The organism is Stenotrophomonas maltophilia group sp. LNF247 (genome assembly GCF_054083135.1).
This window is the reverse complement of the sequence record NZ_JBSRQL010000029.1, coordinates 1-25,138: the sequence shown is the minus strand read 5'-3', so window position 1 is coordinate 25,138 and position 25,138 is coordinate 1. Positions and strand designations below refer to the sequence as shown.

The following is a 25,138-nucleotide window of genomic DNA, read 5'->3' as shown; positions in this document are numbered from 1 at the left end:
CTCCCGTGTGCCGCGAAGTTTCCTTCGTAGCGAGCCGCCCATTATGCCAGACTTTTTCAGTCCGTCAACACCTTCGTTCGATCATCTCGTTCGGCGGTGGTGGGCGCCCTAGCGTCGCTGAAGCCCCTTGGTGGCGACCCCTGCGACGGGGGAGGAGAAGTATGTCCCCATTCCCATCATTTGTGAAGGGGGTGTGGCGATTTTTTTCACCGGATGTTGCATCTGTTCATGCGCCGCGCTGCGGTAGGACCCCGTGAAGAGCAGCCGAGCGTGGGCTTGGCTCTACAAGAGCATAAGGAAGGGCCGGCTGGCGCCGGCCCTTCCTTGATGTCAGGCAGCGATCAGGCGTACGCGGGCGAAGGTGCGCTTGCCTACCTGCAGCAGGCCTTCGAAGCCCGGCTGCAGCACCTGCTGGCCGTCTTCGACCACTTCGCCATCCACCTTCACCGCACGCTCCTTGAGCTTGCGGTTCGCTTCGGAGTTGCTCGGAGTCAGGCCGGCCGCGGTCAGCAACGCGGCGATGCGCAGGCCCTCGGCCGGAATCGCCACCTCCTGCAGCGGCAGCTGGGTGATGTCGCCCTGCCCGGTCACCGCCGCTTCCCAACCGGCGATCGCCTGTTCGGCCGCCGCGGCGTCATGGAAGCGGGTGGCCAGTTCACGCGCCAGGCGCAGCTTGACCACGCGCGGGTTCAGGCCGCCATTGGCCACCTGCTCGCGCAGCTGCACGGCCTCGGCCTGGCCGATGTCGAAGGACAGCAGCTCGATCCAGCGCCACATCAGGGTGTCGTCCACCTTCATTGTCTTGGTGACGATGTCGATGGCCGGCTCGCTGATGCCAATGTAGTTGCCCAGCGACTTGGACATCTTGTTGACGCCGTCCAGGCCTTCCAGCAGCGGCATGGTCAGCACCACCTGCGGCTTCTGGCCGTGGTGTTCCTGCAGGCCACGGCCCATCAGCAGGTTGAACTTCTGGTCGGTGCCGCCGAGTTCGACGTCGGCCTCCAGGGCCACCGAGTCGTAGCCCTGCACCAGCGGGTACAGGAACTCATGGATGGCGATGGACTGCTGGGCGGCATAGCGCTTGGCGAAATCGTCGCGCTCGAGCATGCGCGCCACGGTGTGCTGGCCGGCCAGACGGATCATGTCGGCCGCGCCCATCTTGCCGAACCACTCCGAGTTGAAGCGGACTTCGGTACGGCTGCGGTCCAGCACCTTGAAGACCTGCTCCTCGTAGGTGCGGGCGTTGGCCAGCACATCGTCGCGGCTGAGCGGCTTGCGGGTCAGGCTCTTGCCGGAAGGGTCGCCGATCATGCCGGTGAAGTCGCCGATCAGGAAAATGACCTGGTGGCCGAGGTCCTGGAACTGGCGCATCTTGTTCAGCAGCACCGTATGGCCCAGGTGCAGGTCGGGGGCGGTGGGGTCGAAGCCGGCCTTGATCCGTAGCGGGCGGCCTTCCTGCAGGCGCGCACGCAGATCCTCGAGCTTGAGGATCTCGTCGGCACCGCGGCCGATCAGGGCAAGGGCTTCTTCAATCGAGGACACGTGACTACTCCCGGCAACGCCGATTCTTCTGTGGGGTGTTAAAGCAAAGTTAACCCGATTGGCTTCACAAAAGCCAATGGGCACAAGGGTTTGACGCGCTTTTATCAGGTGTCTATGGTAACCGGCGATCAGGCCCGCGCTCCCGGGCTGCAAGGAAAGAACCGCCGATGCACAACTCCGAACAAGGGCGCGCACGCAAGCAGCGCTTCCAGGAACGCCTCCACGTCCTGCACGACAACGCCCTGCATCGGAAGCTCAGGCAACACCTTCCCGCGGCCTTCAATGAGCGCTGGACCCGCCGCCACTGGGTGCATGCCAGCCTGTTTGCCACCATCGGCGCCCTGGTGGCGACGATCGTGCCGGGCTTCTCGCACACCATCGACGCCCCCTTTGCCGACAGCCATACCAGCCTGGCACTGCCGTTGCCGCCGCTGACCATGGCCCGCCAGCAGCAGGTGCCGGGCGACAGCTGGCAGGTGCTGCGCGTGCAGCGTGGCCAGACCCTGAGCGACCTGTTCGACAAGGCCGGCATTCCGGCCACCACCCTGCACCGGGTACTGGACCACCCGGGGGCGCGCGAGGCGCTGACCAAGCTGCGCCCCGGTGCCGAGATAGCCTTCGACATGCCGCTGTCCGGCGACCTGCGCAGCATCCGTTTCGACCGCGATGCCGACAACCGGGTGGAACTGAGCCTGGTTGGCGATGACATCAAGGAGAAGGTGACCCGACGCGAGACCTCCACGCGCACCGTGGTCACCAGCGGCGAGATCACCAGTTCGCTGTATGCCGCGGCCCGGCGGGCCGGGCTGTCGCCCTCGGCGATCGCGACGATGACCGACGAGATCTTCAAGTACGACATCGACTTCTCCAAGGACCTGCAGCCGGGCGACCGCTTCAGCGTGGTGATGGATGAAACCTGGCGCGAAGGCGAGAAGGTGGACACCAGCAAGATCCTGGCGGCGACCTTCACCACCGGCGGCAAGACCTATTCCGGCTTCCGTTTCGACCGCAACGGCAAGGCCGAGTACTACGACATCAACGGCCGTTCGTTGAAGAAGAGCTTCATCCGCATGCCGATTCCGTTCGCGCGGCTGAGCTCGACCTTCGGCGCGCGCAAGCACCCGGTGCTGGGCAAGATGCGCATGCACAAGGGGGTGGACTACGCCGCGCGCACCGGCACCCCGATCATGGCCGCCGGCGACGCCCGCGTGCAGTTCGCCGGCGTGCAGCGCGGCTATGGCAACGTGGTGATCCTCGATCACGGCCGCGGCCATACCACCCTGTACGGGCATATGTCGCGCTTTGCGAACATCAAGACCGGCCAGCGCGTGGCCCAGGGCACGGTGATCGGCTACGTCGGCTCGACCGGCCTGGCCACCGGCCCGCACCTGCACTACGAATTCCGCGTCAACGGCGAGCACCGCAACCCGCTGACCGTGACCATGCCGCCGCCGGAGCCGCTGAAGGGCGCCGAGCTGGTCGCCTTCCGCGCGCAGACCGCGCCGGCGATGGCCCGCATCCAGGGCATGGAGAAGCTGATCTACGCCGATGCCAGCCCGGCACCGACCAGCCGCGACGAGGCCGCCACCGAGGTTGCCAGCGCCAAGGACAAGCAGGCAACCGGCCGCAAGCGCGGCTGAGCCCCTTCGTTGACGAAGAAGGACGCGGCAGCACAAGCTTGCCGCGTCCTTTTTTTATGCCTGCCATGAACACACCTGCCGACGCTGACGCTCCCCTGTACCTTGGCCTGATGTCGGGCACCAGCGCCGACGGCATCGATGCCGCGCTGGTGCAGTTTCCCGCCGACGGGGGCTGCCGCTTCGTGCACGGGTTGACCGCCCGCTGGGAGCCGGTGCTGCGTGCGCGGCTGGTGGCGCTGGGTGAAGGCGGCCCGCTGGACTCGCTGGAGGAACTCGGCGAGCTGGATGCGCGCATCGCGATCAACTTCGCCGAGTCGGCCAACCAGCTGCTGGCCGAAGCCGGCGTGGACCGCAGCCAGGTGCGCGCGATCGGCTCGCACGGCCAGACCGTGCGCCACCGCCCGCTGGCCGATCCGGCGTTCACCGTGCAGCTGGGCGACGGCAACCGCATCGCCGAGCTGACCGGAATCACCACGGTGTCCGACTTCCGCCGCCGCGACCTGGCAGCCGGTGGCCATGGCGCACCGCTGATGCCGGCCTTTCACCTGGGCATGCTGGGCACCGCCGATGAGGACCGCGCGGTGCTCAACCTGGGCGGCATCGCCAACCTGACCCTGATCCCGCGCGAAGGTGCGGTGCGTGGCTTCGATACCGGCCCGGCCAACGCGTTGATGGATGCCTGGTGCCAGCGCCATACCGGCCGCACCTTTGATGCCGACGGCGCCTACGCCGCCAGCGGCGCGGTGGACGAGGGCCTGCTTGCCGGCTGGCGTTCGGACCCGTGGTTCGCGCTGCCGCCGCCGAAGAGCACCGGGCGCGAGCAGTTCCACCTGACCTGGGCCGAGGCGCACATGGGGGAAGGCCAGTACGCCGCCGCCGATGTGCAGGCCACCCTGCTGGAGCTGACCGTGGCAACCGTGGCCGATGCGCTGCTGACGCAGCAGCCGCAGACCCGGCGCCTGCTGGTCTGTGGCGGCGGGGTACGCAACCGGCAGCTGATGACGCGCCTGGCGGCGCGGCTGCCGGGAGTGCAGGTGGAGTCCAGCGCGGTACACGGGCTGGACCCGGAATACGTGGAGGCGATGGGTTTTGCGTGGCTGGCGCAGCGGACCATGGAGGGACTGGCCGGCAACCTGCCGAGCGTGACCGGGGCCAAGGGGCCGCGGATCCTGGGGGCGATCCACCTGGCGTGAGGTGGCGCCATATACGCATGGCGTGGATCTACCGGGCAGCCGCGCGTGGGCTCGGCTCTACAGCATTGCGGCGCGGCCGCTAATCGAAGCCCTGCCCTGCCGGCAGGGCCTGCAGGGCGGCGATGGCGTCGGAGAGTGCGTCCACTTCGGGATCGCCGAAGCCGGAGCGGACCTCCAGTTCACTGCTGAACAGGCCCTGCTCCAGCAAGGCGGCGCAGGTCTGTTCGTGAGTCCAGCCGCGGGCGACCGCGACGCGTTTGATGCGTTCCAGCAGCAGCGGGTCCAGGTCCCGCAGCACAACGTCGGCCATGCTCGCTTCCCCGTTCGCAAGGCACCGCCCCCTCGGCGCGTCGGGGCGATGATCCCGCAGACCGGACGGGCAGGCAATCAGGTCGAGCTGGCGGCCTGGCGACGACGCTGCTGCAGGATCAGCAGGGCGCACAGGATCACCACCGGGATCGCCACCAGCGCGGTACCGACGAAGAACAGCGCGTAGCCTTCCAGCAGCGTCCGGCCTTGTGCGAGCGCCTGTACCGACCACCCCGAGAGCCCCTTGAGCGCCTTGCCGGGCATCGCGTAGAACGAGCTCAGCAGCGCGTACTGGGTTGCCGTGTATCCGATGCTGGTCAGGCTGGACATATAGGCGATCAGCGCCGTACCGGCGAAACCGCTGGCGAAGTTGTCGATGGCCATGGCCACGGCGAAATGGGTTGTGTCCGGGCCGGAATAGGCCAGCCAGGCAAACGCCAGGTTGGAGGCCGGCCCCAGCACGGCGCCCACCATCAGCGCCGCCAGCACGCCCCAGCGCACCGAAACCAGGCCCGCCGCAGCAATGCCGACGAAGGTCGCGACCAGGCCCACCGAGCCACGCACGGCGCCCACGGTGTCCTCGTCCAGGCCGAGATCGACATAGAAGGGGTTGGCCATCGGCCCCATGACGAAGTCGGCCATGCGATAGATGCTGATGGCCACCAGGATCAGGATCGCGCCGCTGCGGTGTTCGCGGACGAAGGCGATGAACGGCCCGGCCACGGCGTCGAACAGACCGCGTGGCGTCCACAGCGAGGTCGCCTGTGCCTGCACGGCAGCCACTTCCCGCGCGGGCTCGCGGGCCATGAGCACGGCCACCACGCCAAGCGCCATCAGCACGGCCATGATCTCGTAGGAGACCTGCCAGCCGACACGGGCCGCGATGATCAGGATCAGCGCATCGGTGACCAGCAAGGCAGTGCGGTAGCCCAGCGCCGAGGATGAGGTCAGCAGGCCGAGCTGCTCGCTGTTGTCAGCGCTTTCGATGCGCCAGGCATCGATGACGATGTCCTGGGTGGCCGAAGCAAACGCCACGATCACGGCCATCACGCCGAATACGACGATGTGCTGCCAGTCGACACCCAGGAACTGGATCTGGCCGCCCTTGGGCTGGACCAGTGCCATGCCGACCAGCCCCACCACCACGACCAGCTGCGACAGCAGCATCCAGCCGCGGCGGCGGCCGAAACGACCGAACAGAGGCACGTCGGTCTTGTCGACGATCGGCGCCCACAGGAACTTCATGGTGTAGGCCAACCCGACCCATGACAGGAAACCGATCGTGCTCAGCTCGATGCCTTCCTTGCGCATCCAGAAGCCGAGCGTGTTGCCCACCAGATAGATGGGCAGGCCCGAACTGAAACCGAGCAGCAGCATCGCCAGCACCTTGCGCTGGCTCAGGTTGGACAACACCTGCTGCCACGGTCGGCGCGGCTTGGCGGCCTCGGTCACAGGTCGTAGTCCACGGTGAACGGGGCGTGGTCGGAGAAGCGCTCGTCGCGGTAGATCGAACAGCTACGCAGTTTGTCGCGCAGGCCCGGGGTGATGAACTGGTAGTCGATACGCCAACCGACATTGTTGGCACGGGCGGCGCCGCGGTTGCTCCACCAGGTGTAATCCTCGCCGGTGGGGTTGAGCAGGCGGTAGGCATCGGCCCAGCCACGGCCGGCGGCGACATCGGTGGCCTGGCCATGGTCGGCGCACAGGGCGTTGAGCCAGTCGCGCTCCTCCGGCAGGCAGCCGGAATTCTTCTGGTTGGACTTCCAGTTCTTGATGTCCAGCGCCGAACGCACGATGTTCCAGTCGCCGCACAGCACGTAGTCGCGGCCGCTGCGCGCCCACTCCTCCAGGATCGGCCGCAGCCATTCCATCACTTCGAACTTGAAGCCCTGGCGCAGGTCGCCCGAGCTGCCGGACGGGATGTAGAAGGAGACCACGCTGAGGTTGCCGTAGCGTGCCTCGATATAGCGGCCTTCGTCGTCGAACGGGGCCCAGCCCAGCGAGGTGATGACCTGGTCCGGTTCGCGCTTGCTGTAGATCGCCACGCCGCTGTAGCCCTTCTTGGTGATGGCGTCGCGATAGAAGCAGTGGTGCCCGTCCGGACGGAACATCGGGTCGGTCAGCTGGTCTTCCTGGGCCTTGGTCTCCTGGATGCACAGGACGTCGGCGTCCTGGGCACGGAACCAGTCGAGGAAGCCCTTGGTCGCGGCGGAACGGATGCCATTGGCGTTGAAACTGATGATGCGCATGCGAGGGACCTACGACAGGAAACCGGGCAAGCATACCGGTTGCCCACGGGGCTGCGCAGTCTGCCCGGCCAGGCCGCGACGCCCTTCACACGGGTCCGGACGAGCGCGAAACGCCCAGCTGGATTAGGATTTGTGCTCCAAATGAAGATGAATCGAGTTTTGATGAGCGACCACCGCCACCGTTTCCTGCAGCTGGCCCTGACCGCCGATGCCCTGCGCTTCGGCCAGTTCACCCTCAAGTCCGGCCGGCTGAGCCCCTATTTCTTCAATGCCGGTCGTTTCGACTCCGGCTCGCTGCTGTCGCAGCTCGGCGCCTGCTACGCCGATGCCATCGATGCCAGCGGGATCAAGTACGACGTGGTGTTCGGCCCGGCCTACAAGGGCATTCCGCTGGCCACCGCGATGGCCTGCGAGCTGGCCCAGCGTGGCCGTGACCTGCCGCTGTCGTTCAACCGCAAGGAAGCCAAGGACCATGGCGAAGGCGGCCAGCTGATCGGCGCGGACATGAATGGCAAGCGCGTGCTGATCGTCGATGACGTGATCACCGCCGGTACCGCGATCCGCGAAGCGCTGGGCATCATCCGCGCCGCCGGTGGCACCCCGGCCGGCATCGTGGTGGCGCTTGACCGCCAGGAGATCGCTTCGGAAACCGATCGCCGTTCGGCGGCGCAGTCGGTGGCCGAAGAGGCCGGCATTCCGGTGATTGCTGTGGCATCGCTGGCCGATCTGCTTGATTTCGCCTCCGGCAACCCGGAACTTGTGGGTTACCGTCAGCCGCTGGAAGCCTACCGGGCCCAGTACGGCGTTCGTTCGATCCGCTGACCGACCAGGGGAAAGGTCATGTCCCGAGTTCCTGCTGTTCTCCTTGCCGGCCTGCTGCTGGCCATGCCGTTCACGCTGCCGGCGCAGTCGCGGGGTGGCGACAAGGTGGAGAAGAAGCTGTACTGCTGGAACGAGGGCAAGGAGCGGATCTGCAGTGATTCGCTGCCGGCCGATGCGGTCAATCACGCCCGCGAAGAGTTCAACGCGAAGAGCGGCCTGCGCAATGCGCAGGTCCAGCGCGCGTTGACCGACGAAGAGCGTGCCGCCGCCAGCACGGTGGCCGCGCAGCAGCAGCTGGACCTGATGGCTGCGCAGACCCGCCAGCGCACCGAGCAGGCGATGCTGACCACCTATGGCAGCGAGGACGACCTGCGCCGGGTGTTCGCCGAACGCCAGGAAGTGCTGGACAACAACCTGAAGACAGCCGAGTACAACGTCACCAGCCTGCGCGAATCGCTGGTGGCGCTGCTGTCGGCCGCCGGTGACCGCGAACTGGCCGGTGGCAAGGTGGCCGACAAGCAGGCCGAGGCGATCCGCCAGCGGCATGTGCAGCTGCAGGCGCAGCAACGCCTGCAGGCCGGGTTCCTGCAGCAGCAGCAGGCGTTGAAGGCCGAAATTGAAAGCACCCTGCAGCGCTATCGCGAGCTGAAGGGCGTGGCGCCGGCTGCCCCGGCAGGCTGACGACGCTCCTGCCGCCGGGCATGGCCCGGCGCTACCCGTGGCCGGGTTACGGCTTGGCCCACGAAATTTATGCACTCTTTACGCATCGGCCCGGTCCGGCGCGTAGTGCGTTTATGGGCGGCAGGACGACGATGGCGGCCTGAGGTGGAGGGGTTCCACCAGGACGCTACTGCAATGTCCCCCTGGCTGTCGTTGTTGTGTGGCGTGCTGGTGCTGGTCGCCGCCGCCTATCTTCTTTATGTCGTGCTGCGGCCCGAGTCGTTCTGAGCGGAGCCGGCCATGACTGAGATGCTTGTGATTATTGCCGCCAGCCTGCTGCTGGCGTGGCCGCTGGGCCTGTACCTGGCCCGCGTGATGCGTGGCACGCCGATGAAGGTGGACGTGCTGTTCCACTGGATCGAGAAGCCGCTGTACAGGGTGTTCGGCGTCGATCCATCGCGCTCGATGTCCTGGCGCGGCTACGTGCTGGCCTTCGTGCTGAGCAACGTGGTGGTCGCGGTACTGACCCAGGCGGTGTTCATGACCCAGGCCTGGCTGCCGCTGAATCCGGACCAGATCCCGAACATGCGCTGGGACACCGCGCTGCACACGATGATCTCGTTCCTCACCAACACCAACCAGCAGCACTATTCGGGCCAGGCGCAGCTGTCCTACCTCTCGCAGATGACCGGCATCACCGGCCTGCAGGTGGTGACGCCGATGATGGGCCTGGCGCTGGCGGTAGCGACACTGCGCGCGCTGTTCTCGCGTGCGCCGCAGGCTGCGGCCGCCACCGGTAGCGGCGATGACCGCCAGGTGGCGGTGGGCAACTACTACGTGGACGTGGTGCGCCTGTGCGTGCGCTTCCTGTTGCCGCTGTGCCTGGTGTGGACCCTGCTGCTGACCAGCCAGGGCGTGCCGTCGACGATGGCCGGTGGCCCGCAGGCCACGCCGATCGATGCCAGCGCCGGCATGGCCCAGCAGAAACTGCCGCTGGGCCCGGTGGCAGCGATGGTCGCGGCAAAGCAGCTTGGCGCCAACGGTGGCGGCTGGTACGGCCCGAACAGCAGCTTCCCGCTGGAGAACCCCACCCCGCTGTCGAACGCGCTGGAGATCGTCGGCATCCTGCTGGTGCCGATGGCGGTGATCTTCATGATCGGTGCGTTCACTGGCCGGCGCCGGTTCGGCGCCCTGGTGTTCAGCTGCATGCTGGGCATGTCGCTGCTGTCCACCGGCGCGATGATGTGGAGTGAAGGGCACAGTGCCAGCGCCGCCACGCCGCTGCTGATGGAAGGCAAAGAGGTGCGCTTCGGCGCCGACGGCACGGCGCTGTGGGCCGCGGTGACCACCCAGGTTTCCAACGGCTCGGTCAACGGCATGCATGACTCGCTGGCGCCGCTGAGTGGCGGCATCGCGATGGTCAACATGCTGGTCAGCGCGATCTGGGGTGGCATCGGCTGTGGCCTGCAGCAGTTCATCGTGTACCTGCTGCTGGGCGTGTTCCTGGCCGGGTTGATGACCGGGCGTACGCCGGAACTGTTCGGCCGCAAGCTGGAAACGCCACAGGTACGCCTGCTGGCCCTGCTGGTGTTGCTGCAGCCGATCACCCTGCTGGTGTTCACCGCGATCACCCTGGCCGTGCCCGGGCTGGCCGGTACCTCCAACCCTGGCTTCCATGGCATCAGCCAGGTGTTCTACGAGTACGTCTCGGCCTACGCCAACAACGGCTCGGGCTTCGAGGGGCTGGGCGACGCCACGCTGTGGTGGAACCTGAGCTGCTCGCTGGTGCTGCTGCTGGGCCGCTTCCCGCTGCTGATCATCCCGCTGGTGGTGGCCGCACAGCTGGCCGCCAAGCGCCAGGCGCCGGAGTCTGCCGGCAGCCTGCAGATTGAAACCCCGACCTTCGCCCTGACCCTGGTCTCGGTGATCGTCATCCTGACCGTGCTGCAGTTCATGCCGGCGCTGGTACTCGGCCCGATCGCCGACCACCTCAGCCTGGGACTGCACTGAGGACACCCCGATGAGTACCCACGCAAGTTCCACCCGTAGTTCCCTTGCCCCGCGCCCTGCGCTGCTTGATGGCGCCGGCCTGCGCCGTGCGTTGATCGAGGCGGTGCGCAAGCTGTCGCCGATGCACCTGGTGCGCAGCCCGGTAATGGCGGTGGTGATGGCCGGTACGATCGTTGCCGCGATCGTCACCCTGACCGGCAATGCGCCGCTGGGCTTTGGCCTGGCAGTGACCGCGATCCTGCTGGTGACCGTGCTGTTCGGCAACTTCGCCGAAGCGGTGGCCGAAGCACGTGGCCGTGGCCAGGCCGCATCGCTGCGCCGCGCGCGCCAGGACCTGGTGGCGCGCCGCCTGGCCGCACCGCAGCCGGGGGCTGCGGAAACCCAGGTACCTGCCGCCGAGCTGCGCCCGGGCGACCATGTGATCGTCAGTGCCGGTGAGCTGGTGCCGGCCGATGGCGAGATCGTGCAGGGCCTGGCCACCATCAACGAGGCGGCGGTGACCGGCGAGTCCGCGCCGGTGCTGCGCGAGGCCGGTACCGACCGTTCCGGCGTGATCGGCGGCACCAAGGTGCTGTCCGACCAGATCATCGTGCGGGTGACCGCCGAGCCGGGCCACAGCTTCCTGGACCGGATGATTGCCCTGGTGGAGGGTGCCAACCGGCAGAAGACGCCGAACGAGATCGCGCTGACCCTGCTGCTGGCGGCGATGACGCTGACCTTCCTGGTGGTGGTGGCCACGTTGCCGGCCATTGGTGCAGCCGTCGGCGTCAAGGTCGATCCGCTGCTGCTGATCGCGCTGCTGGTGTGCCTGATCCCGACCACCATTGGCGGCCTGCTGCCGGCCATCGGCATCGCCGGCATGAACCGTGCGCTGGCCGCGAACGTACTGGCCAAGTCGGGCAAGGCGGTGGAAGTGGCCGGCGACGTCGACGTGCTGCTGCTGGACAAGACCGGCACCATCACCTACGGCGACCGCCAGGCCAGCCACTTCCATCCGCTGGCCGGCATCGATGCCAGCCAGCTGCGCGAGGCGGCACTGCTGTCCTCGCTGGCCGACCCGACCCCGGAAGGCAAGTCGATCGTGCGCCTGGCGCGCGAACAGGGCTGCGCCACCGCCGAGCCGGACCATGCCGACTACCTGGCCTTCAGTGCCCAGACCCGCATGTCCGGCGTGGATCTGGAACATGGGCGGCAGATCCGCAAGGGCGCCGCCGATGCGATCCGTGCCCACGTGCAGGCGCTGGGCGGCAACGTGCCGGCTGAACTGGCCGGGCGCGTCGAGCAGGTCGCGCGCAATGGCGCCACCCCGCTGGTGGTGGCCGAGGGTCGCCACGTGCTGGGCGTGATCGAGCTGTCGGACGTGGTCAAGCACGGCATGCGCGAGAAGTTCGCGCAGCTGCGAGCGATGGGCATCCGCACGGTGATGATCACCGGCGACAACCCGATGACCGCCGCCGCGATCGCTGCCGAGGCCGGCGTCGACGACTACATCGCCGAGGCCCGTCCGGAAGACAAGCTGGCACGCATCCGCCAGGAACAGGCCGGTGGCCGCCTGGTGGCGATGGTGGGCGATGGCACCAACGATGCTCCCGCGCTGGCCCAGGCCGACATCGGCCTGGCGATGAACTCCGGCACGCAGGCGGCGAAGGAGGCCGGCAACATGGTCGACCTCGATTCAGACCCGGCCAAGCTGCTGGCGGTCGTGGAAGTGGGCAAGCAGCAGCTGATCACCCGCGGCGCGCTGACCACCTTCTCGCTGGCCAACGACGTGTCCAAGTACTTCGCGATCCTGCCGGCGCTGTTCGCCGCGGCCGTTCCGACCATGGCCGCACTGAACGTGATGCAGCTGTCGAGCCCGCGCAACGCGGTGCTGGCGGCGCTGATCTTCAACGCCCTGGTGATTCCCGCGCTGATCCCGCTCGCCCTGCGTGGCGTGCGCTTCCGCCCGGCCACCGCAACGGCGCTGCTGCGCCGGAACATGCTGGTGTACGGCCTCGGCGGCGTGCTGCTGCCGTTCGCCGCAATCAAGCTGATCGACCTCCTTCTTGTCCTGGTATTCGGCGCATGAACCGTTCTGTTTCCACCTCCACCTCCCTGCCCCGCGAAGCGAAAGCCGAGGCCCGCGTGGCCAGCCTGCAGGATGGCGCCTGCTGGCGCCCGGCGATCGGCCTGGGTCTGGCCACCCTGCTGCTGGCCGGCGCGGTCTACGCCGGCATCGCCACCGGCTTTGCCGGGCTGGCCTACCCGACCCAGGCCGAAGGCAGCCTGCTGCGCGATGGCAGCGGCCAGGTGCGCGGCTCGGCATGGCTGTCGCAGCCGTTCACCGGTGACGGCTACTTCCAGGCGCGTCCGTCAGCGGCCAACTACGATCCGATGGCCGCGGCCGGTTCCAACCTGGCGCGCAGCAACCCGGCGTTGGCCGAACGTGTTGCCGCCAGCACGGCTGCGGTTGCCGCGCGCGAAGGTGTCGCCCCGGCGCAGGTACCGGCGGACCTGGTCACCCAGTCCGCCGGCGGACTGGATCCGCAGCTGTCGCCGGCCGCCGCGCAGCTGCAGGTGGCGCGCGTGGCGCGTGCCCGTGGCCTGCCGGTGGAGCGCGTGCAGGCACTGGTGCAGGCGCATACCGAAGGGCGCCAGTGGGGCCTGTTCGGGCAGCCACGGGTGAACGTGGTGACGCTGAACTTCGCGCTGGACCATGCGGCCAAGACGCCGTGATGCTGGGCTGCACCTGCTGCGCGCACAATGGTGGCCATGACAGCGGCCCCCATGACTGATGCACGTACCCGCCAGGCCGATGCCCTGGTTGAAGGCCTGCAACGCGAAGCCGGCGGCAAGCTGACCGTGTTCCTCGGTGCGGCGCCGGGCGTGGGCAAGACCTACGCCATGCTGACCCGCGCGCAGGAACAGCTGCGCCGCGGCGTCGACCTGGTGGTGGGCCTGGTGGAAACCCATGGACGCACCGATACCCAGGCCCTGCTGGAGGGCCTGCCGCAGCTGCCGCTGAAGGACGTGGCCTACCACGGCCATGCCCTGCAGGAGATGGACCTGGATGCCGTGCTGGCACGGCATCCAGCGCTGGTGCTGGTGGACGAACTGGCCCATCGCAACGCGCCGGGCAGCCGCCATGAGCGGCGCTGGCAGGATGTGATGGAGCTGCTGGATGCCGGCATCGACGTCTGGACCACGGTCAACATCCAGCATCTGGAAAGTCTCAACGACGTGGTGATGCGGATCACCGGCGTGCGCGTCAGCGAGACCGTGCCGGATGGCGTGCTCGATCGGCTGCACGACATCGTGCTGGTCGATCTGCCGCCGCGCGAACTGATCGCGCGCCTGCAGCAGGGCAAGGTCTATGTGCCCGAACAGGCCGCGCAGGCACTGCAGGCATTCTTCTCGCCGGCCAACCTGACCGCGCTGCGCGAACTGGCCATGCAGGAAGCTGCCGACCGCGTCGACAGCAGCCTGCGCGAAGCACGCGCCGCACGCGGCGAGAGCAACCTGCCGCTGCGTCGCGGCGTGCTGGTGGCCATTGATGGCGGCGGCCAGAGTGAATACCTGGTGCGCGTGGCGAGGCGCATCGCCGAGCGGCGCGACGCACCGTGGACGGTGGTGACCGTGCAAGGGCGACGCCAGGACGAGGCGACCCGGCGCGAGATCGATGCGGCCTTCGCGCTGGCACGGCGCCTGGGCGGCGACGCCGAACTGCTGCACGGATCGAGCATCGCCGATGCCCTGCTCGACCATGCCGCGCACAATGGCGTATCGACCCTGGTGCTGGGCCGGACCCGCGAACGGCCGCTGGCGCGGATGTTCAACCGCACCCTGACCCAGCAGCTGATCCAGCGCGGCGCGCACTACGAGATCACCATCATCAGCACGCCGCAGGCACGCGCACGCTCGCGCCGCGAGAGCCTGCTGCCGCCGATGCGCGGCATCAGCTACGAGCCTGCACAAGCCCTGATCGCGACCGCATTGGCCTGTGCGGTGGCGTGGCTGGCCGAACACTGGGTGGGCATGGCCGACCTGTCGATGGTGTTCATCGTGGCGGTGGTGCTGGTGGCCGCACGCACGCGCGCCAGCGTGGCGGTGATGGCGGCGATCCTGTGCTTCCTCGCCTACAACTTCCTGTTCATCGCGCCCCGCTTCACCTTCGCCATCGGTGCACGCCAGGGTGTGATCACCGTGTTCCTGTTCCTGGCCGCGGCACTGGTGGCCGGGCGCCTGGCCTCGCGCCTGCGCATGCAGGTCATCGCGCTGCGTGCGGCCAACCGGCATGCGCGTGCGCGCCAGCAGCTGGGGCGGCAGCTGGCCAGTGCGGCCGGCAATGGCGAGGTGGCACAGGCGGGTCGGCACGCACTGGAACAGGCCATGGACGTACCTGCGTGGCTGCGGATCGGCGCCGATACCGCAACCGGTGGCCGTTCGCAGCCGGGCGATACCGATCTGGCCGCCGCCGACTGGGCCCTGCGCCACGGCCAGCCCAGCGGCCGCTTCACCGACACCCTGGCCGGTGCGCAGTGGTGGTTCCTGCCGCTGCTGGATGGCGAAGACCGCGCCATCGGCGTGGCTGGCCTGTACCTGCCCGGCGCGCAGGCGCGCCTGCTGCCCGAACAACGGCAGCTGGCCGAGGCGATGGTGGATGACATCGCGCAGGCCGCATTGCGCACGCGGCTGGTGGCCGAACTGGAGCAGGCGCATGTCAGCAACGAAACCGAGCGGCTGCGCTCGGCCCTGCTCTCTTCGGTGTCGCACGACCTGCGCTCGCCGCTGGCGGCGATGATCGGTTCGGCCGACAGCCTGGCCAGCTATGGCGCGGCGATGGATACGGCCGATCGCCGTGCTCTGCTGGACACCATACTGATAGAAGGCGAACGGCTGGATCGCTACATCCAGAACCTGCTGGACATGACCCGCCTCGGCCACGAAGGGCTGAAAATCAACCGCGACTGGATCGGCGTGGACGAACTGATCGGCTCGGCGGCGCGGCGCCTGCAGCGCTACCAGCCGAAGGTGCGGCTGGAACTGGACATCCCGGCCACGCTGGCGCCGATCTGGGTGCACCCGGCGCTGGTCGAGCAGGCGGTGTTCAACGTGATGGAGAACGCGGCCAAGTTCTCGCCGCCCGATGCCGCCGTGCAGGTGCAGGCGCGCGAACTGGACGGCCAGCTGCGCATCGACGTGATCGATGCCGGCCCCGGCATTCCCGACGACGAACGCGCGCGCATCTTCGACATGTTCTACAGCGTCGAGCGCGGCGACCGCGGCCGCCACGGCACCGGCCTGGGCCTGACCATCTGCCAGGGCATGATCGGTGCGCATGGCGGCAGCGTGCAGGCGCTGCCCGGACGCGACGGTCGCGGTACCCTGATCCGCATCACCCTGCCCCTGCTCAAGCCAGCCTCCCACGATGAGCCCGACCCCGATTGAAGCCAGCGCGCCGGCCGCGCGCGTGCTGGTGATCGATGATGAAACCCAGATCCGCCGGTTCCTGGATATCAGCCTGCGCGCGCAGGGCTACCAGGTACGGCAGGCCGCGACCGGCCAGGAAGGCCTGGAGATGGCCGCCAGCGAAGACATGGACCTGGTGATCCTGGACATCGGCCTGCCGGACATGGAAGGCCACGAGGTGCTGGAGCAGCTGCGGCAATGGAGCCAGGTGCCGGTGATCATGCTGACCGTTCGCGCCGGCGAAACCGAGAAGGTGCGGGCGCTGGACAACGGCGCCAACGACTACGTGACCAAACCCTTCGGTACCCAAGAGCTGATGGCGCGGGTACGGGCGCTGCTGCGCACGCGCAGCGTGCCCAGCGACGGCACCCCGCCGGTGTTCGACGACGGCCATCTGCATGTGGACCTGGTGCGCCGTGAAGTGGCACTCGATGGTGAACCGGTGGCGCTGACCCGCAAGGAATACGCGCTGCTGTCGCTGCTGCTGCGCAATGCCGGGCGCGTGGTGACCCAGCCGCAGATCCTGCAGGAGATCTGGGGGCCGACCCACCAGCACGACACCCATTACCTGCGCATCCTGGTCGGCAAATTGCGGCACAAGCTGGGTGATTCAGCGCTGGATTCGCGCTACCTGTTCACCGAGCCGGGCGTGGGATTGCGGTTCAAGGGGTAGTGCCGGCCGCTGGCCGGCAACTGCAGGGTGTGTGAGGTTCATGGGCTTGCCGGCCAGCGGCCGGCACTACCCATTCTGCTGCAGCTTCCAAAGGGGTCAGAACCCCAGCGGGGTGTCGCCCAGCACCGGCTGCAGCTGGCTGCGGAACAGCGCCTGGATGCGTTCCAGTGCGGCCTCGTCGTTGCCCTCGAAGCGCAGCACCAGCACCGGCGTGGTGTTGGAGGCCCGCACCAGGCCCCAGCCATCGGGGAAGTCCACGCGCAGGCCGTCGATGGTCGACAGTCGGCCGCCGACATACGGGTTGTCCGGCGACTGCGCCGCCGCCACCAGCATTGCCACCAGCGCATGCGGCGTGCCGTCGGCCACCGGCACCTTCAGCTCCGGCGTGGCCACCATCTCCGGCAGCTCGCCCAGTACCTCGTCCGGGGTCTCCTCGCGCTGGGCCAGGATCTCCAGCAGGCGCGCCGCCGCATACAGGCCATCGTCGAAACCGAACCAGCGCTCCTTGAAGAAGAAGTGGCCGCTCATCTCGCCAGCCAGTTCGGCATCGGTCTCGCGCATCTTCGCCTTCATCAGCGAATGCCCGGTCTTCCACATCAGCGGGCTGCCACCATTGCGCAGCACGTGGTCGGACAGCTTGCCGGTGCACTTCACGTCGTAGATCACCATCGCGCCGGGGTTGCGCATCAGCACGTCGGCGGCGAACAGCATCAGCAGGCGGTCGGCATAGATGATTTTGCCGTCAGCACTGACCACGCCCAACCGGTCGCCATCGCCATCGAAGGCGACGCCGAGGTCGGCCCCGAAGCGCTTGACCGTCTGCACCAGGTCTTCCAGGTTGGCCGGTTCGCTCGGGTCGGGATGATGGTTGGGGAAGGTACCGTCGACATCGCAGTACAGCGGAATGACTTCAGCACCGATGGCTTCCAGCAGTTGCGGTGCCAGTGCGCCGGCCACGCCGTTGCCGGCATCGGCCACGACCTTCAGCGGACGGTCCAGCTGCACGTCGTCGGCGATGCGCTGGATGTAGTCGGCACTGACATCGCGCTGCTGGTAATCGCCCGGCTCCGCAGCCTGTACCAGGCGGCCCTCGACGATGCGCGCGTAGAGATCGGTGATGGCATCGCCGGACAGCGTCTCGCCGCCGATGACAATCTTGAAACCGTTGTACTCGGGCGGGTTATGACTGCCGGTCACCGCCACGCAGGTGCCGGTACGCAGGTGGAAGGCGGCGTAGTACACCACCGGAGTCGGCGCCAGGCCGATGTCGATCACCGCACAACCGGCGCGGCGCAGGCCCTCAGCCAATCCTGCGGCCAGTTCCGGGCCGGACAGGCGGCCATCGCGACCGATCACCACCTCGCGCAGGCCCTGCTCCAGTGCCACGGTACCGATGGCCTGGCCGATCAGCGCGGCGGTCTTCGGCGTCAGTTGGCTGCCCACCACGCCGCGGATGTCGTAGGCGCGGAAGATACCGGCCGCCAGTTCCTCGGCCGGAACCGGCGGCGGGGGCGGCGGTGCACTTTCAGTGGTGCTGGCCCCGGCCACCGGCGGCGGCGCCATCTGCAGGCTCTCGCTCAGGGTCGGGCCATGATCCGCTTCCGCCACGGCCGCACGCCGCGGCAGCGGCAGCGTCTTCGGCAGGCGGCCGCGACCCACCACCAGCAGCACGGCGATGAACGCCAGCAGCAGCGCAACGATGGCGCTGGCCAGCGAACCCAGGCCCAGCGGACCGGGTTCGATATTGGGTACCGCGGCCACCAGCCGCAACGGGGTACCCGGGATCGGCCGCGCCAGGACTTCGGCACTTTCGGCCAGGCTGGCATCGCCCAGGGCGACGAGGTCATGCGCGCCCTGGCGCAGGCCAAGGAAACCGGCCGATGGCGCACTCACCTGGTCCAGCGGCGAGGTCAGGCGCAGCAATGGCTGGCGCACGTAGAGCACTGCCGGGCCCAGGCTGCCCAGCGGCACCGGTGCCGCCAGGCCAAGACGATTGCCACCCCCATCGCGGACCACGCGCAGGCTGGGGCCGGCCTCGGCAAGCGCTCCTTCCAGCAACGCCAGGCGGGCATAGCCGAACGTGGCCGGGTCGGCGTAGGCATTGGCCAGATCGGCGGTCAGCACTTCAGCATGCTCGACGCCGGTCCAGCTCTCGCGGACCGCGAGTGCCGCCGCAGCGGCATCGCCGGCCTGCAGCGCCTGCTGCACGCGCTCGTTCTTCAGCTGCTGCTGCAGCTGCTTCAGCTGGCCGGCGGCGGCCTCCTGCAGGCCCTGCACAGCCTGGTCGCGCGCAGCTTCCAGCGCCTGGCCGTTGGCCTCCTGGCGCCATTGCTGCACCGCGCTCCATCCGAACCAGCCGGCCAGCAGGACCAGCAGCACCCCCAGTAGTGGTGCACTGCGTCCCAACGACCGTCCCCGCTGTCCTTCCCCGATGCCGCTCATCGATGTCCCCTGTCAACGCACCCCGGTATGGCCGAATCCACCCGTTCCGCGCACGCTGTCGGTGAAAGTATCCACCACCTGCAGGCTGACGCGGGCAATCGGCACCACCACCAGCTGCGCGATGCGATCACCCGGCTCGATGGTGAATGCCTCGCGGCCGCGGTTCCAGACGCTGATCAGCAGCGGTCCCTGGTAGTCGGCGTCGATCAGGCCGGTGCCATTGCCGAGCACGATGCCGTGGCGGTGGCCGAGCCCCGAACGCGGCAGGATCACCGCGCACAGGTGCGGGTCGGCGATGTGGATGGCCAGGCCACTGGGCACCAGCGCGGTGTCGCCCGGCTGCAGGGTCAGCGCGGTATCCAGCGCCGCGCGCAGGTCCATGCCGGCGCTGGCTTCGGTGGCGTAGGCCGGCAGCGGCCAGCTGTCGCCAAAGCGCGGATCGAGCAGCTTGACCTGCAGGGGTTGGGAAGTGAAAGCCTGGGTCATGCCTGGAGTCTCCGCGCGATCAGCGCCAGCAGTTGTTCGGCCAGCTCGCGCTTGGAGGTGGCCGGGAATACCTGTTCACCGTCCTGCCAGAAGGCAGTGGCGGCATTGTTGTCGCTCTCGAAACCACCGCCGCTGATGCCGACCTGGTTGGCGATCACCAGGTCAAGGCGCTTGTCGACCAGCTTGCCACGCGCATACTTCTCCACGTCGTGGGTTTCGGCGGCAAAGCCGACCACCAGCTTCAGCGACTGCGTCTGCGCGGCAACTTCGGCCAGGATGTCCGGCGTGCGCACCAGCTCGATCACCAGCGACTGGCTCTCGGCGGTCTTCTTCAGCTTCTGCGGTGCAACCTGGCGCGGTGTGTAGTCGGACACCGCAGCGGCACCGATATAGATGTCGGCCGGCAACGACTTCAGCACGGCATCACGCATCTGCGCGGCCGAGCGCACGTCCACACGCTGCACGCCGGGAGGCGTCGGCAGCTGCACCGGGCCGCTGACCAGCACCACCTGGGCGCCCATCGTCGCGGCGGCCGCAGCCAAGGCAAAGCCCATCTTGCCGCTGCTGCGGTTGCCGACGTAGCGCACCGGATCGATGTCTTCATAGGTCGGGCCAGCGCTGATCAGCAGGCGCAGGCCCTGCAGCGCGTGGGTTTCCGGTGCGGCAACCGCCGCTGCAGCACTGCCATTGGCCGCCAGCGCGGCGACGATGTCGCCGGGCTCGGCCAGACGACCCGGACCGGATTCGCCTTCGGCCAGCGGACCGTCGACCGGGCCGATCACCTGCGCGCCGCGCTGGCGCAGCAGGGCGATGTTGGCCTGGGTGGCCGGATGCAGCCACATGCGGTGGTTCATCGCCGGGCAGATCGTCAGCGGCGCGGTGCTGGCCAGGCACAGCGTGCTGACCAGGTCATCGGCGTGGCCCTGGGCCAGCCGCGCGAGCAGATCGGCGGTACCTGGGGCGACCACGATGCGATCGGCCCAGCGCGCCAGTTCGATATGGCCCATGGCCTGTTCGGCGGCGCTGTCCCACAGGGTGGTGCGGGTCGGCTGCCCGGACAGCGCCTGGAAGCTGAGCGGAGTGACGAACTGCTGGGCACCGGCAGTCATCGCCACCTGCACCTGGGCACCGGCGTCGCGCAGGCGCCGCACCAGTTCCAGGGCCTTGTAGGCCGCGATCCCGCCTCCGACGCACAACAGCAGTTTCTGACCTTCCAGCGCGCGGGCCGGCGCGGGAGAAGCGTTGGGGGAGTCAGCCACCTGGAATTCCTGTGCAAACGAGGGCGCTAGCTTACCCGAAGGTCGGTAATGTCCCGGTGCCCGGTGCACATAGCGGGCGGCTATCAGCAGATGGAGCCCGCCTGCATTGACCCGGCATTCACCCGGTATCGGTTTCGGACCTTTCCTATACCTCCAGGGGCCTGCGCTTTTGCAGAATCAGGCATTGGCTGCCGCCCGCCGTGGCCTGTTCGATCTTCGAGGAACCGCGTGCGTCCACGCATCATCATTGCCGACGACCATCCCGTGGTCCTGCATGGCATCGCCATCGTGCTGCAGACCTACCTGATGGACATCGTCGGCAGTGCGCGTGACGGCGCCCAGCTGCTGGATCTGGTGGACCGCCACGACTGCGATGCAGTCCTGACCGACCTGTCGATGCCGGGTGCCGGCCCGGACGGTCCGGAGCTGATCGACGCGCTGCGCATGCGTCGCCCTGGCCTGCCGGTGGTGGTGCTCACCGGCGCCCGCCATCCCGGCCTGCTGGACGGCCTGCTGCGGGAGGGCATCAGTGGCCTGGTCGACAAGTGCGCCGATTTCGCCGAGCTGCCCCAGGCGCTGAACGCCGCACTGGCCGGGCACGTATTCGTCTCCCAGCAGCTGCGCCATCACCTGCAGGCCCGCGACCTGCTGTTCCCGCGCGAACCGGCACCGCTGTCGGCACGCGAGAAGGAAGTGCTGGATCTGCTGGCGACCGGGCTCAACGTGAACGAAGTCGCCAAGCGTTGTGGGCGCAGCCCGAAGACCATCAGCCGGCAGAAGGCCGAAGCCAAGCGCAAGCTGGGGCTGCAGAACAACCAGGAACTGTTCGACTACCTGCAGACCCGGCGCGACTGAGGTATCGACCGACCCGGGACCGCGGCAAGCCCCGATGGGAGACGCCGCCGAAGCTGGCGATGATGCAGGCATGCCCATCCACGACTGGCCCGAACAGGAACGTCCCCGCGAGAAGCTGATCGCGCGCGGGCCCACGGCACTTTCCGACGCCGAGCTGCTGGCCCTGTTCCTCGGCTCCGGCTTCGGCGGCCGTGATGCCGTGCAGACCGCGCGCGACCTGCTGCAGGCGCATGGCCCCTTGCGGGTGCTGCTCGACCGTCCCGCGGGCGAACTGGCCCGCTTGCCCGGGCTGGGCCCGGCGCGCAGCTGTACGCTGGCTGCCGGGCTGGAACTGGCCCATCGCTACCTGGCGGCTGAGCTGGAGCACGGCGAAGCGGTGGGTAACAACCCTGCCGCGGTCGGCCGCTATCTGCAGCACCGCCTGCGAGGGCAGGCGCGGGAAATCTTCATGGCCCTGTTCCTGGACAACCGCCACCGCCTGATCGCCTGCGAAGAGCTGTTCCACGGCACCATCAACGCCGCGCCGGTCTACCCCCGCGAGGTGGTCCGGCGTGCCCTGCTGCACAACGCGGCGGCGGTGATCCTCAGCCACAACCATCCTTCGGGCGACCCTGAACCGTCCAGCGCCGATACCCGCATCACCGATGAACTGCAGCAGGCGCTGGCGATGGTGGACGTGCGCCTGCTGGACCACTTCGTGGTCGGCGAGGGCCGTCCCGTTTCATTTGCTGAACGGGGCCTGCTGTCCCCGCCCCAGCCTCGGCTGTTCGGCTGAGCGCGCCCCCTTCAGGCGCCACCGGCCGCCCCCGCAGGCATGTTCTGGTCAGCGTGGGCGCGGGTACATGCGCTAAAATGGGCGATTCCGCCGCTCATTCTCACAGCAGGCCTCGTGAAAAATCTCCTCCGCGCCCTGATCAGCCAAGGCATCGAAGCCTTGCGCGCCAATGGCACCCTGCCCGCCGACTCCCTGCCGCCGGACTTCGTGGTCGAGCGCCCGAAGACCCGCGACCACGGCGACTTCGCCACCAACGCCGCGATGCTGCTGGCCAAGGCCGCGCGCAGCAATCCGCGCGCACTGGCGCAGGCGCTGGTCGAGGCGCTGCCGCGCAGCGAGGACGTCAGCAAGGTCGAGATCGCCGGCCCCGGCTTCATCAACTTCCACCTGGCCCCGGCCGCGTACCAGCGTGAAGCCGCGTCGGTCATCAAGGAAGCCCACGACTACGGCCGCAACCTGTCCGGCAATGGCCGCACGGTGGGCGTGGAGTACGTGTCGGCCAACCCGACCGGCCCGCTGCATGTCGGCCATGGCCGCGCGGCGGCCATTGGCGACTGCGTGGCGCGCGTGCTCGATGCCAACGGCTGGAACGCCAAGCGTGAGTTCTACTACAACGACGCCGGCGTGCAGATCGAGAACCTGGCGCTGTCCACCCAGGCACGGATCAAGGGCATCGCGCCGGACCAGGACGGCTGGCCGGAAGGTGGCTACCGCGGTGAGTACATCGTCGACGTCGCCCGCGCCTACATGGCCGGTGCCAGCGTCGACCTGGAAGGCAGCACCGTGGTGGGCGCCAAGGACCCGGACGACATGCAGGCGATCCGTCGCTTCGCCGTGGCTTACCTGCGCAACGAGCAGAACCTGGACCTGGCCGCGTTCGGCGTCGACTTCGACATCTATTTCCTGGAAAGCTCGCTGTACGCCGACGGCAAGGTGGCAGAAGCGGTGGCCAAGCTGCAGGCGTCGGGGCATACCTACGAGGAGGGCGGCGCGCTGTGGCTGCGGAGCACCGACTTCGGTGACGACAAGGACCGCGTGATGCGCAAGTCCGACGGCACCTTCACCTACTTCGTGCCGGACGTGGCCTACCACCTGTCCAAGTGGCAGCGCGGCTACGAGCGCGCGATCACCGAACTCGGTGCCGACCACCACGGCTCGCTGGCGCGTGTGCGCGCCGGCCTGCAGGCGATGGAAGTGGGCATTCCGCAGGGCTGGCCGGAGTACGTGCTGCACCAGATGGTCACCGTCATGCGTGGCGGCGAGGAAGTGAAGCTGTCCAAGCGTGCCGGCAGCTACTTCACCCTGCGTGACCTGATCGAGGAAGCCGGCCGCGATGCCACCCGCTGGTTCCTGATCGCGCGCAAGCCCGATTCGCAGCTGACCTTCGACATCGACCTGGCCCGCCAGCAGAGCAACGACAACCCGGTGTTCTACGTGCAGTACGCGCATGCCCGCGTCTGCAGCCTGCTGCGCCAGGCGCAGGAGAAGGGGCTGGTGTATGAACAGGCTGATGGCCTGGCCAACCTCGGCCGCCTGGCCGACGACGCTTCGCTGCTGCTGATGAACGAGATCTCGCGGTACCCGGAAGTGGTGGAGGCGGCCGGCGTGGCGCTGGAGCCGCATCTGGTGGCGCAGTACCTGCGTGAATTGGCGCACGCGTTCCACACGTGGTATCACGGAACGCCGGTACTGGTGGAAGATGCCGCCGATCGCAACGCCAAGCTGACCCTGGCCTGCGCTGCCCGCCAGGTGCTGGCCAACGGCCTCGACCTCCTGGGCGTCAGCGCCCCGGAAAAAATGTAAGCATCAGGAGACGCAGTACCCATGGCAGCACGACGCGGCAAAAACCAGGCACGACGCAACAGCAGCAGCCAGGGCACACCCGGATGGGTGTGGCTGGTCGCTGGCGTGGCGATTGCGGCCGTGGTGTTCCTGGCGGCGCCGAACCTGTTCAAGGGCGAAGGCGATGGCTTCCTTCGTGCCGGACCGCAGCCGAACCCGAACGCGCAACCGGCCCCGGTCGCTGACGCCGACAGCGATGTCGGCACCCAGCCGGCCGCACAGCCGGCTACGCCGAAGCCGGCCGAGCCGGAAAAGCCGGCCGCGACCCAGTACGACTTCTACACCCTGCTGCCGGGCAAGGAAGTTGAAATGTCCGACGCCGAACTGGCCGCCAGCGCGCGTGCCGAAGACCAGCGCCGGGCCAGGGCCGAAGCGCAGCGCGCGCAGGCTGCACTGGAAGGCAAGCCGGTTCCGCCGCCCGCGGCGCCAGCACCCACAGCCACGGCCAGCGTGGCCAGCACCGCCCCGGTGACCGCGACCAGCCGTCCGCTGCCGGCACCGCTGAGCGAACGCCCGGCGGCGGCAACGCCTGCAGCCGGCACCCCAACGGCGTCGACCAGCAACGCCGCGGCCACGCCTGCAGCACGTGCGGAAGCCGCACCGGCAGCGACCGGTACTCCGGCAGCTGCTGCACCGGCTGCCGCCGACAACGCCCGCTACATCCTGCAGGCCGGTGCGTTCGGTGCCTCCGGCGATGCCGAGGCGACCAAGGCCAAGCTGGCGATGATGGGCCTGGCGGCACGCGTGGAATCGGCGCAGATCAACGGCAAGACCGTGTACCGCGTGCGCATGGGGCCGTATGGCAGCGCCGGCGAGTTGTCCGAAGCCAAGCAGAAGCTGGATGGCACCGGCCTGCAGGCGATGGCGATCAAGGCGCAGTAAGCCTGCCGCTGTGAACGAGGAAGCCGGGCATTGCCCGGCTTTTTTCGTTTC

General features: G+C 68.3%; 21 protein-coding genes. 14 read left to right on the top strand and 7 right to left on the bottom strand.

All coding sequences use genetic code 11. The features are described from left to right. Window positions 1–330: 330 nt before the first annotated feature. The gene (tyrS, locus tag ACTXG9_RS18925; RefSeq protein WP_111097656.1) at window positions 331–1,542 is read right to left on the bottom strand and encodes a tyrosine--tRNA ligase; all 1,212 of its coding nucleotides are present in this window, start codon (window positions 1,540–1,542) and stop codon (window positions 331–333) included. A 167-nt stretch (window positions 1,543–1,709) separates the two neighbouring features. Between tyrS and ACTXG9_RS18920 the strand changes: the two genes are divergently transcribed. Further along, a complete protein-coding gene (locus ACTXG9_RS18920) occupies window positions 1,710–3,182 on the top strand; it encodes a M23 family metallopeptidase (protein WP_021203123.1) in 1,473 nt (490 codons plus the stop codon). A gap of 65 nt (window positions 3,183–3,247) precedes the next feature. Then, window positions 3,248–4,375, top strand: coding sequence for an anhydro-N-acetylmuramic acid kinase (locus tag ACTXG9_RS18915; RefSeq protein WP_180877591.1), 1,128 nt, complete (start codon window positions 3,248–3,250; stop codon window positions 4,373–4,375). 79 nt (window positions 4,376–4,454) lie between these two features. Here ACTXG9_RS18915 and ACTXG9_RS18910 read toward each other — a convergent pair whose 3' ends face one another. The 3 genes from ACTXG9_RS18910 to ACTXG9_RS18900 all read right to left on the bottom strand — a co-directional run bounded on the left by ACTXG9_RS18910 (window position 4,455) and on the right by ACTXG9_RS18900 (window position 6,933). Continuing rightward, window positions 4,455–4,685, bottom strand: coding sequence for a hypothetical protein (locus ACTXG9_RS18910; RefSeq protein ID WP_005407775.1), 231 nt, complete (start codon window positions 4,683–4,685; stop codon window positions 4,455–4,457). A gap of 77 nt (window positions 4,686–4,762) precedes the next feature. Next, window positions 4,763–6,136: an AmpG family muropeptide MFS transporter gene (locus ACTXG9_RS18905; RefSeq protein ID WP_019661780.1), complete on the bottom strand. Its 1,374-nt coding sequence runs from the start codon at window positions 6,134–6,136 to the stop codon at window positions 4,763–4,765. Continuing rightward, window positions 6,133–6,933, bottom strand: a complete 801-nt coding sequence (locus ACTXG9_RS18900) for an exodeoxyribonuclease III (protein ID WP_005420469.1) — start codon at window positions 6,931–6,933, stop codon at window positions 6,133–6,135. Before ACTXG9_RS18900 ends, ACTXG9_RS18905 begins: the two co-directional genes overlap by 4 nt. 162 nt (window positions 6,934–7,095) lie before the next feature. On the opposite strand from ACTXG9_RS18900, the gene pyrE reads away from it, so the two are divergent. The 8 genes from pyrE to ACTXG9_RS18860 all read left to right on the top strand — a co-directional run bounded on the left by pyrE (window position 7,096) and on the right by ACTXG9_RS18860 (window position 16,546). Further along, window positions 7,096–7,755, top strand: a complete 660-nt coding sequence (gene pyrE / locus ACTXG9_RS18895) for an orotate phosphoribosyltransferase (protein WP_005420471.1) — start codon at window positions 7,096–7,098, stop codon at window positions 7,753–7,755. An 18-nt stretch (window positions 7,756–7,773) separates the two neighbouring features. Then, window positions 7,774–8,436 carry a hypothetical protein gene (locus tag ACTXG9_RS18890; protein WP_111101788.1) on the top strand — a complete coding sequence of 221 codons (663 nt, stop codon included), beginning with the start codon at window positions 7,774–7,776 and terminating at the stop codon, window positions 8,434–8,436. Between the two features lie 174 nt (window positions 8,437–8,610). Further along, a complete protein-coding gene (locus ACTXG9_RS18885; RefSeq protein WP_005407770.1) occupies window positions 8,611–8,703 on the top strand; it encodes a potassium-transporting ATPase subunit F in 93 nt (30 codons plus the stop codon). A 12-nt stretch (window positions 8,704–8,715) separates the two neighbouring features. Beyond that, window positions 8,716–10,425 (top strand): potassium-transporting ATPase subunit KdpA, encoded by a 1,710-nt coding sequence (gene kdpA, locus ACTXG9_RS18880; RefSeq protein ID WP_111101787.1) that lies wholly within the window; start codon window positions 8,716–8,718, stop codon window positions 10,423–10,425. 10 nt (window positions 10,426–10,435) lie between these two features. After that, window positions 10,436–12,493, top strand: a complete 2,058-nt coding sequence (gene kdpB, locus ACTXG9_RS18875; protein WP_111101786.1) for a potassium-transporting ATPase subunit KdpB — start codon at window positions 10,436–10,438, stop codon at window positions 12,491–12,493. Beyond that, window positions 12,490–13,140, top strand: coding sequence for a potassium-transporting ATPase subunit KdpC (gene kdpC, locus ACTXG9_RS18870; protein WP_206621614.1), 651 nt, complete (start codon window positions 12,490–12,492; stop codon window positions 13,138–13,140). Before kdpB ends, kdpC begins: the two co-directional genes overlap by 4 nt. 51 nt (window positions 13,141–13,191) lie before the next feature. Then, a complete protein-coding gene (locus ACTXG9_RS18865) occupies window positions 13,192–15,852 on the top strand; it encodes a sensor histidine kinase (protein WP_111101784.1) in 2,661 nt (886 codons plus the stop codon). Further along, the gene (locus ACTXG9_RS18860; RefSeq protein WP_111097662.1) at window positions 15,833–16,546 is read left to right on the top strand and encodes a response regulator transcription factor; all 714 of its coding nucleotides are present in this window, start codon (window positions 15,833–15,835) and stop codon (window positions 16,544–16,546) included. Before ACTXG9_RS18865 ends, ACTXG9_RS18860 begins: the two co-directional genes overlap by 20 nt. Window positions 16,547–16,642: 96 nt before the next feature. Here ACTXG9_RS18860 and ACTXG9_RS18855 read toward each other — a convergent pair whose 3' ends face one another. From ACTXG9_RS18855 to coaBC, 3 genes are read right to left on the bottom strand one after another with little or no spacing between them, the layout of a single operon-like run. Continuing rightward, a complete protein-coding gene (locus tag ACTXG9_RS18855) occupies window positions 16,643–18,988 on the bottom strand; it encodes a phosphomannomutase/phosphoglucomutase (RefSeq protein ID WP_032953799.1) in 2,346 nt (781 codons plus the stop codon). Window positions 18,989–19,000: 12 nt separating this feature from the next. Next, window positions 19,001–19,474, bottom strand: coding sequence for a dUTP diphosphatase (dut, locus tag ACTXG9_RS18850; RefSeq protein ID WP_005411999.1), 474 nt, complete (start codon window positions 19,472–19,474; stop codon window positions 19,001–19,003). Continuing rightward, a complete protein-coding gene (coaBC, locus tag ACTXG9_RS18845) occupies window positions 19,471–20,733 on the bottom strand; it encodes a bifunctional phosphopantothenoylcysteine decarboxylase/phosphopantothenate--cysteine ligase CoaBC (RefSeq protein ID WP_111097663.1) in 1,263 nt (420 codons plus the stop codon). Before coaBC ends, dut begins: the two co-directional genes overlap by 4 nt. Before the next feature lie 228 nt (window positions 20,734–20,961). Here coaBC and ACTXG9_RS18840 point away from each other — a divergent pair, with 228 nt between their 5' ends. From ACTXG9_RS18840 to ACTXG9_RS18825, 4 genes are all read left to right on the top strand, one after another. Beyond that, entirely contained in the window at window positions 20,962–21,588 is a 627-nt protein-coding gene (locus tag ACTXG9_RS18840; RefSeq protein ID WP_019661790.1) for a response regulator transcription factor, read from the top strand. Window positions 21,589–21,658: 70 nt separating this feature from the next. Continuing rightward, complete coding sequence (radC, locus tag ACTXG9_RS18835; protein ID WP_026347232.1) at window positions 21,659–22,363, top strand: RadC family protein; 705 nt, start codon at window positions 21,659–21,661, stop codon at window positions 22,361–22,363. Between the two features lie 114 nt (window positions 22,364–22,477). Then, window positions 22,478–24,166: an arginine--tRNA ligase gene (argS, locus tag ACTXG9_RS18830; protein WP_019661792.1), complete on the top strand. Its 1,689-nt coding sequence runs from the start codon at window positions 22,478–22,480 to the stop codon at window positions 24,164–24,166. A gap of 21 nt (window positions 24,167–24,187) precedes the next feature. Continuing rightward, window positions 24,188–25,087: an SPOR domain-containing protein gene (locus tag ACTXG9_RS18825; protein WP_021204747.1), complete on the top strand. Its 900-nt coding sequence runs from the start codon at window positions 24,188–24,190 to the stop codon at window positions 25,085–25,087. The last annotated feature ends 51 nt before the right edge of the window (window positions 25,088–25,138 follow it).

Excerpts from the sequence above, each read along its gene's own strand:
- ACTXG9_RS18920 (WP_021203123.1), top strand. The coding sequence starts at position 1,710 with ATGCACAACTCCGAACAAGGGCGCGCACGCAAGCAGCGCTTCCAGGAA.
- ACTXG9_RS18915 (WP_180877591.1), top strand. The coding sequence starts at position 3,248 with ATGAACACACCTGCCGACGCTGACGCTCCCCTGTACCTTGGCCTGATG.
- ACTXG9_RS18910 (WP_005407775.1), bottom strand. The coding sequence starts at position 4,685 with ATGGCCGACGTTGTGCTGCGGGACCTGGACCCGCTGCTGCTGGAACGC.
- ACTXG9_RS18900 (WP_005420469.1), bottom strand. The coding sequence starts at position 6,933 with ATGCGCATCATCAGTTTCAACGCCAATGGCATCCGTTCCGCCGCGACC.
- pyrE (WP_005420471.1), top strand. The coding sequence starts at position 7,096 with ATGAGCGACCACCGCCACCGTTTCCTGCAGCTGGCCCTGACCGCCGAT.
- ACTXG9_RS18890 (WP_111101788.1), top strand. The coding sequence starts at position 7,774 with ATGTCCCGAGTTCCTGCTGTTCTCCTTGCCGGCCTGCTGCTGGCCATG.
- ACTXG9_RS18885 (WP_005407770.1), top strand. The coding sequence starts at position 8,611 with ATGTCCCCCTGGCTGTCGTTGTTGTGTGGCGTGCTGGTGCTGGTCGCC.
- kdpA (WP_111101787.1), top strand. The coding sequence starts at position 8,716 with ATGACTGAGATGCTTGTGATTATTGCCGCCAGCCTGCTGCTGGCGTGG.
- kdpB (WP_111101786.1), top strand. The coding sequence starts at position 10,436 with ATGAGTACCCACGCAAGTTCCACCCGTAGTTCCCTTGCCCCGCGCCCT.
- kdpC (WP_206621614.1), top strand. The coding sequence starts at position 12,490 with ATGAACCGTTCTGTTTCCACCTCCACCTCCCTGCCCCGCGAAGCGAAA.
- ACTXG9_RS18865 (WP_111101784.1), top strand. The coding sequence starts at position 13,192 with ATGACTGATGCACGTACCCGCCAGGCCGATGCCCTGGTTGAAGGCCTG.
- ACTXG9_RS18860 (WP_111097662.1), top strand. The coding sequence starts at position 15,833 with ATGAGCCCGACCCCGATTGAAGCCAGCGCGCCGGCCGCGCGCGTGCTG.
- ACTXG9_RS18855 (WP_032953799.1), bottom strand. The coding sequence starts at position 18,988 with ATGAGCGGCATCGGGGAAGGACAGCGGGGACGGTCGTTGGGACGCAGT.
- dut (WP_005411999.1), bottom strand. The coding sequence starts at position 19,474 with ATGACCCAGGCTTTCACTTCCCAACCCCTGCAGGTCAAGCTGCTCGAT.
- radC (WP_026347232.1), top strand. The coding sequence starts at position 21,659 with ATGCCCATCCACGACTGGCCCGAACAGGAACGTCCCCGCGAGAAGCTG.
- ACTXG9_RS18825 (WP_021204747.1), top strand. The coding sequence starts at position 24,188 with ATGGCAGCACGACGCGGCAAAAACCAGGCACGACGCAACAGCAGCAGC.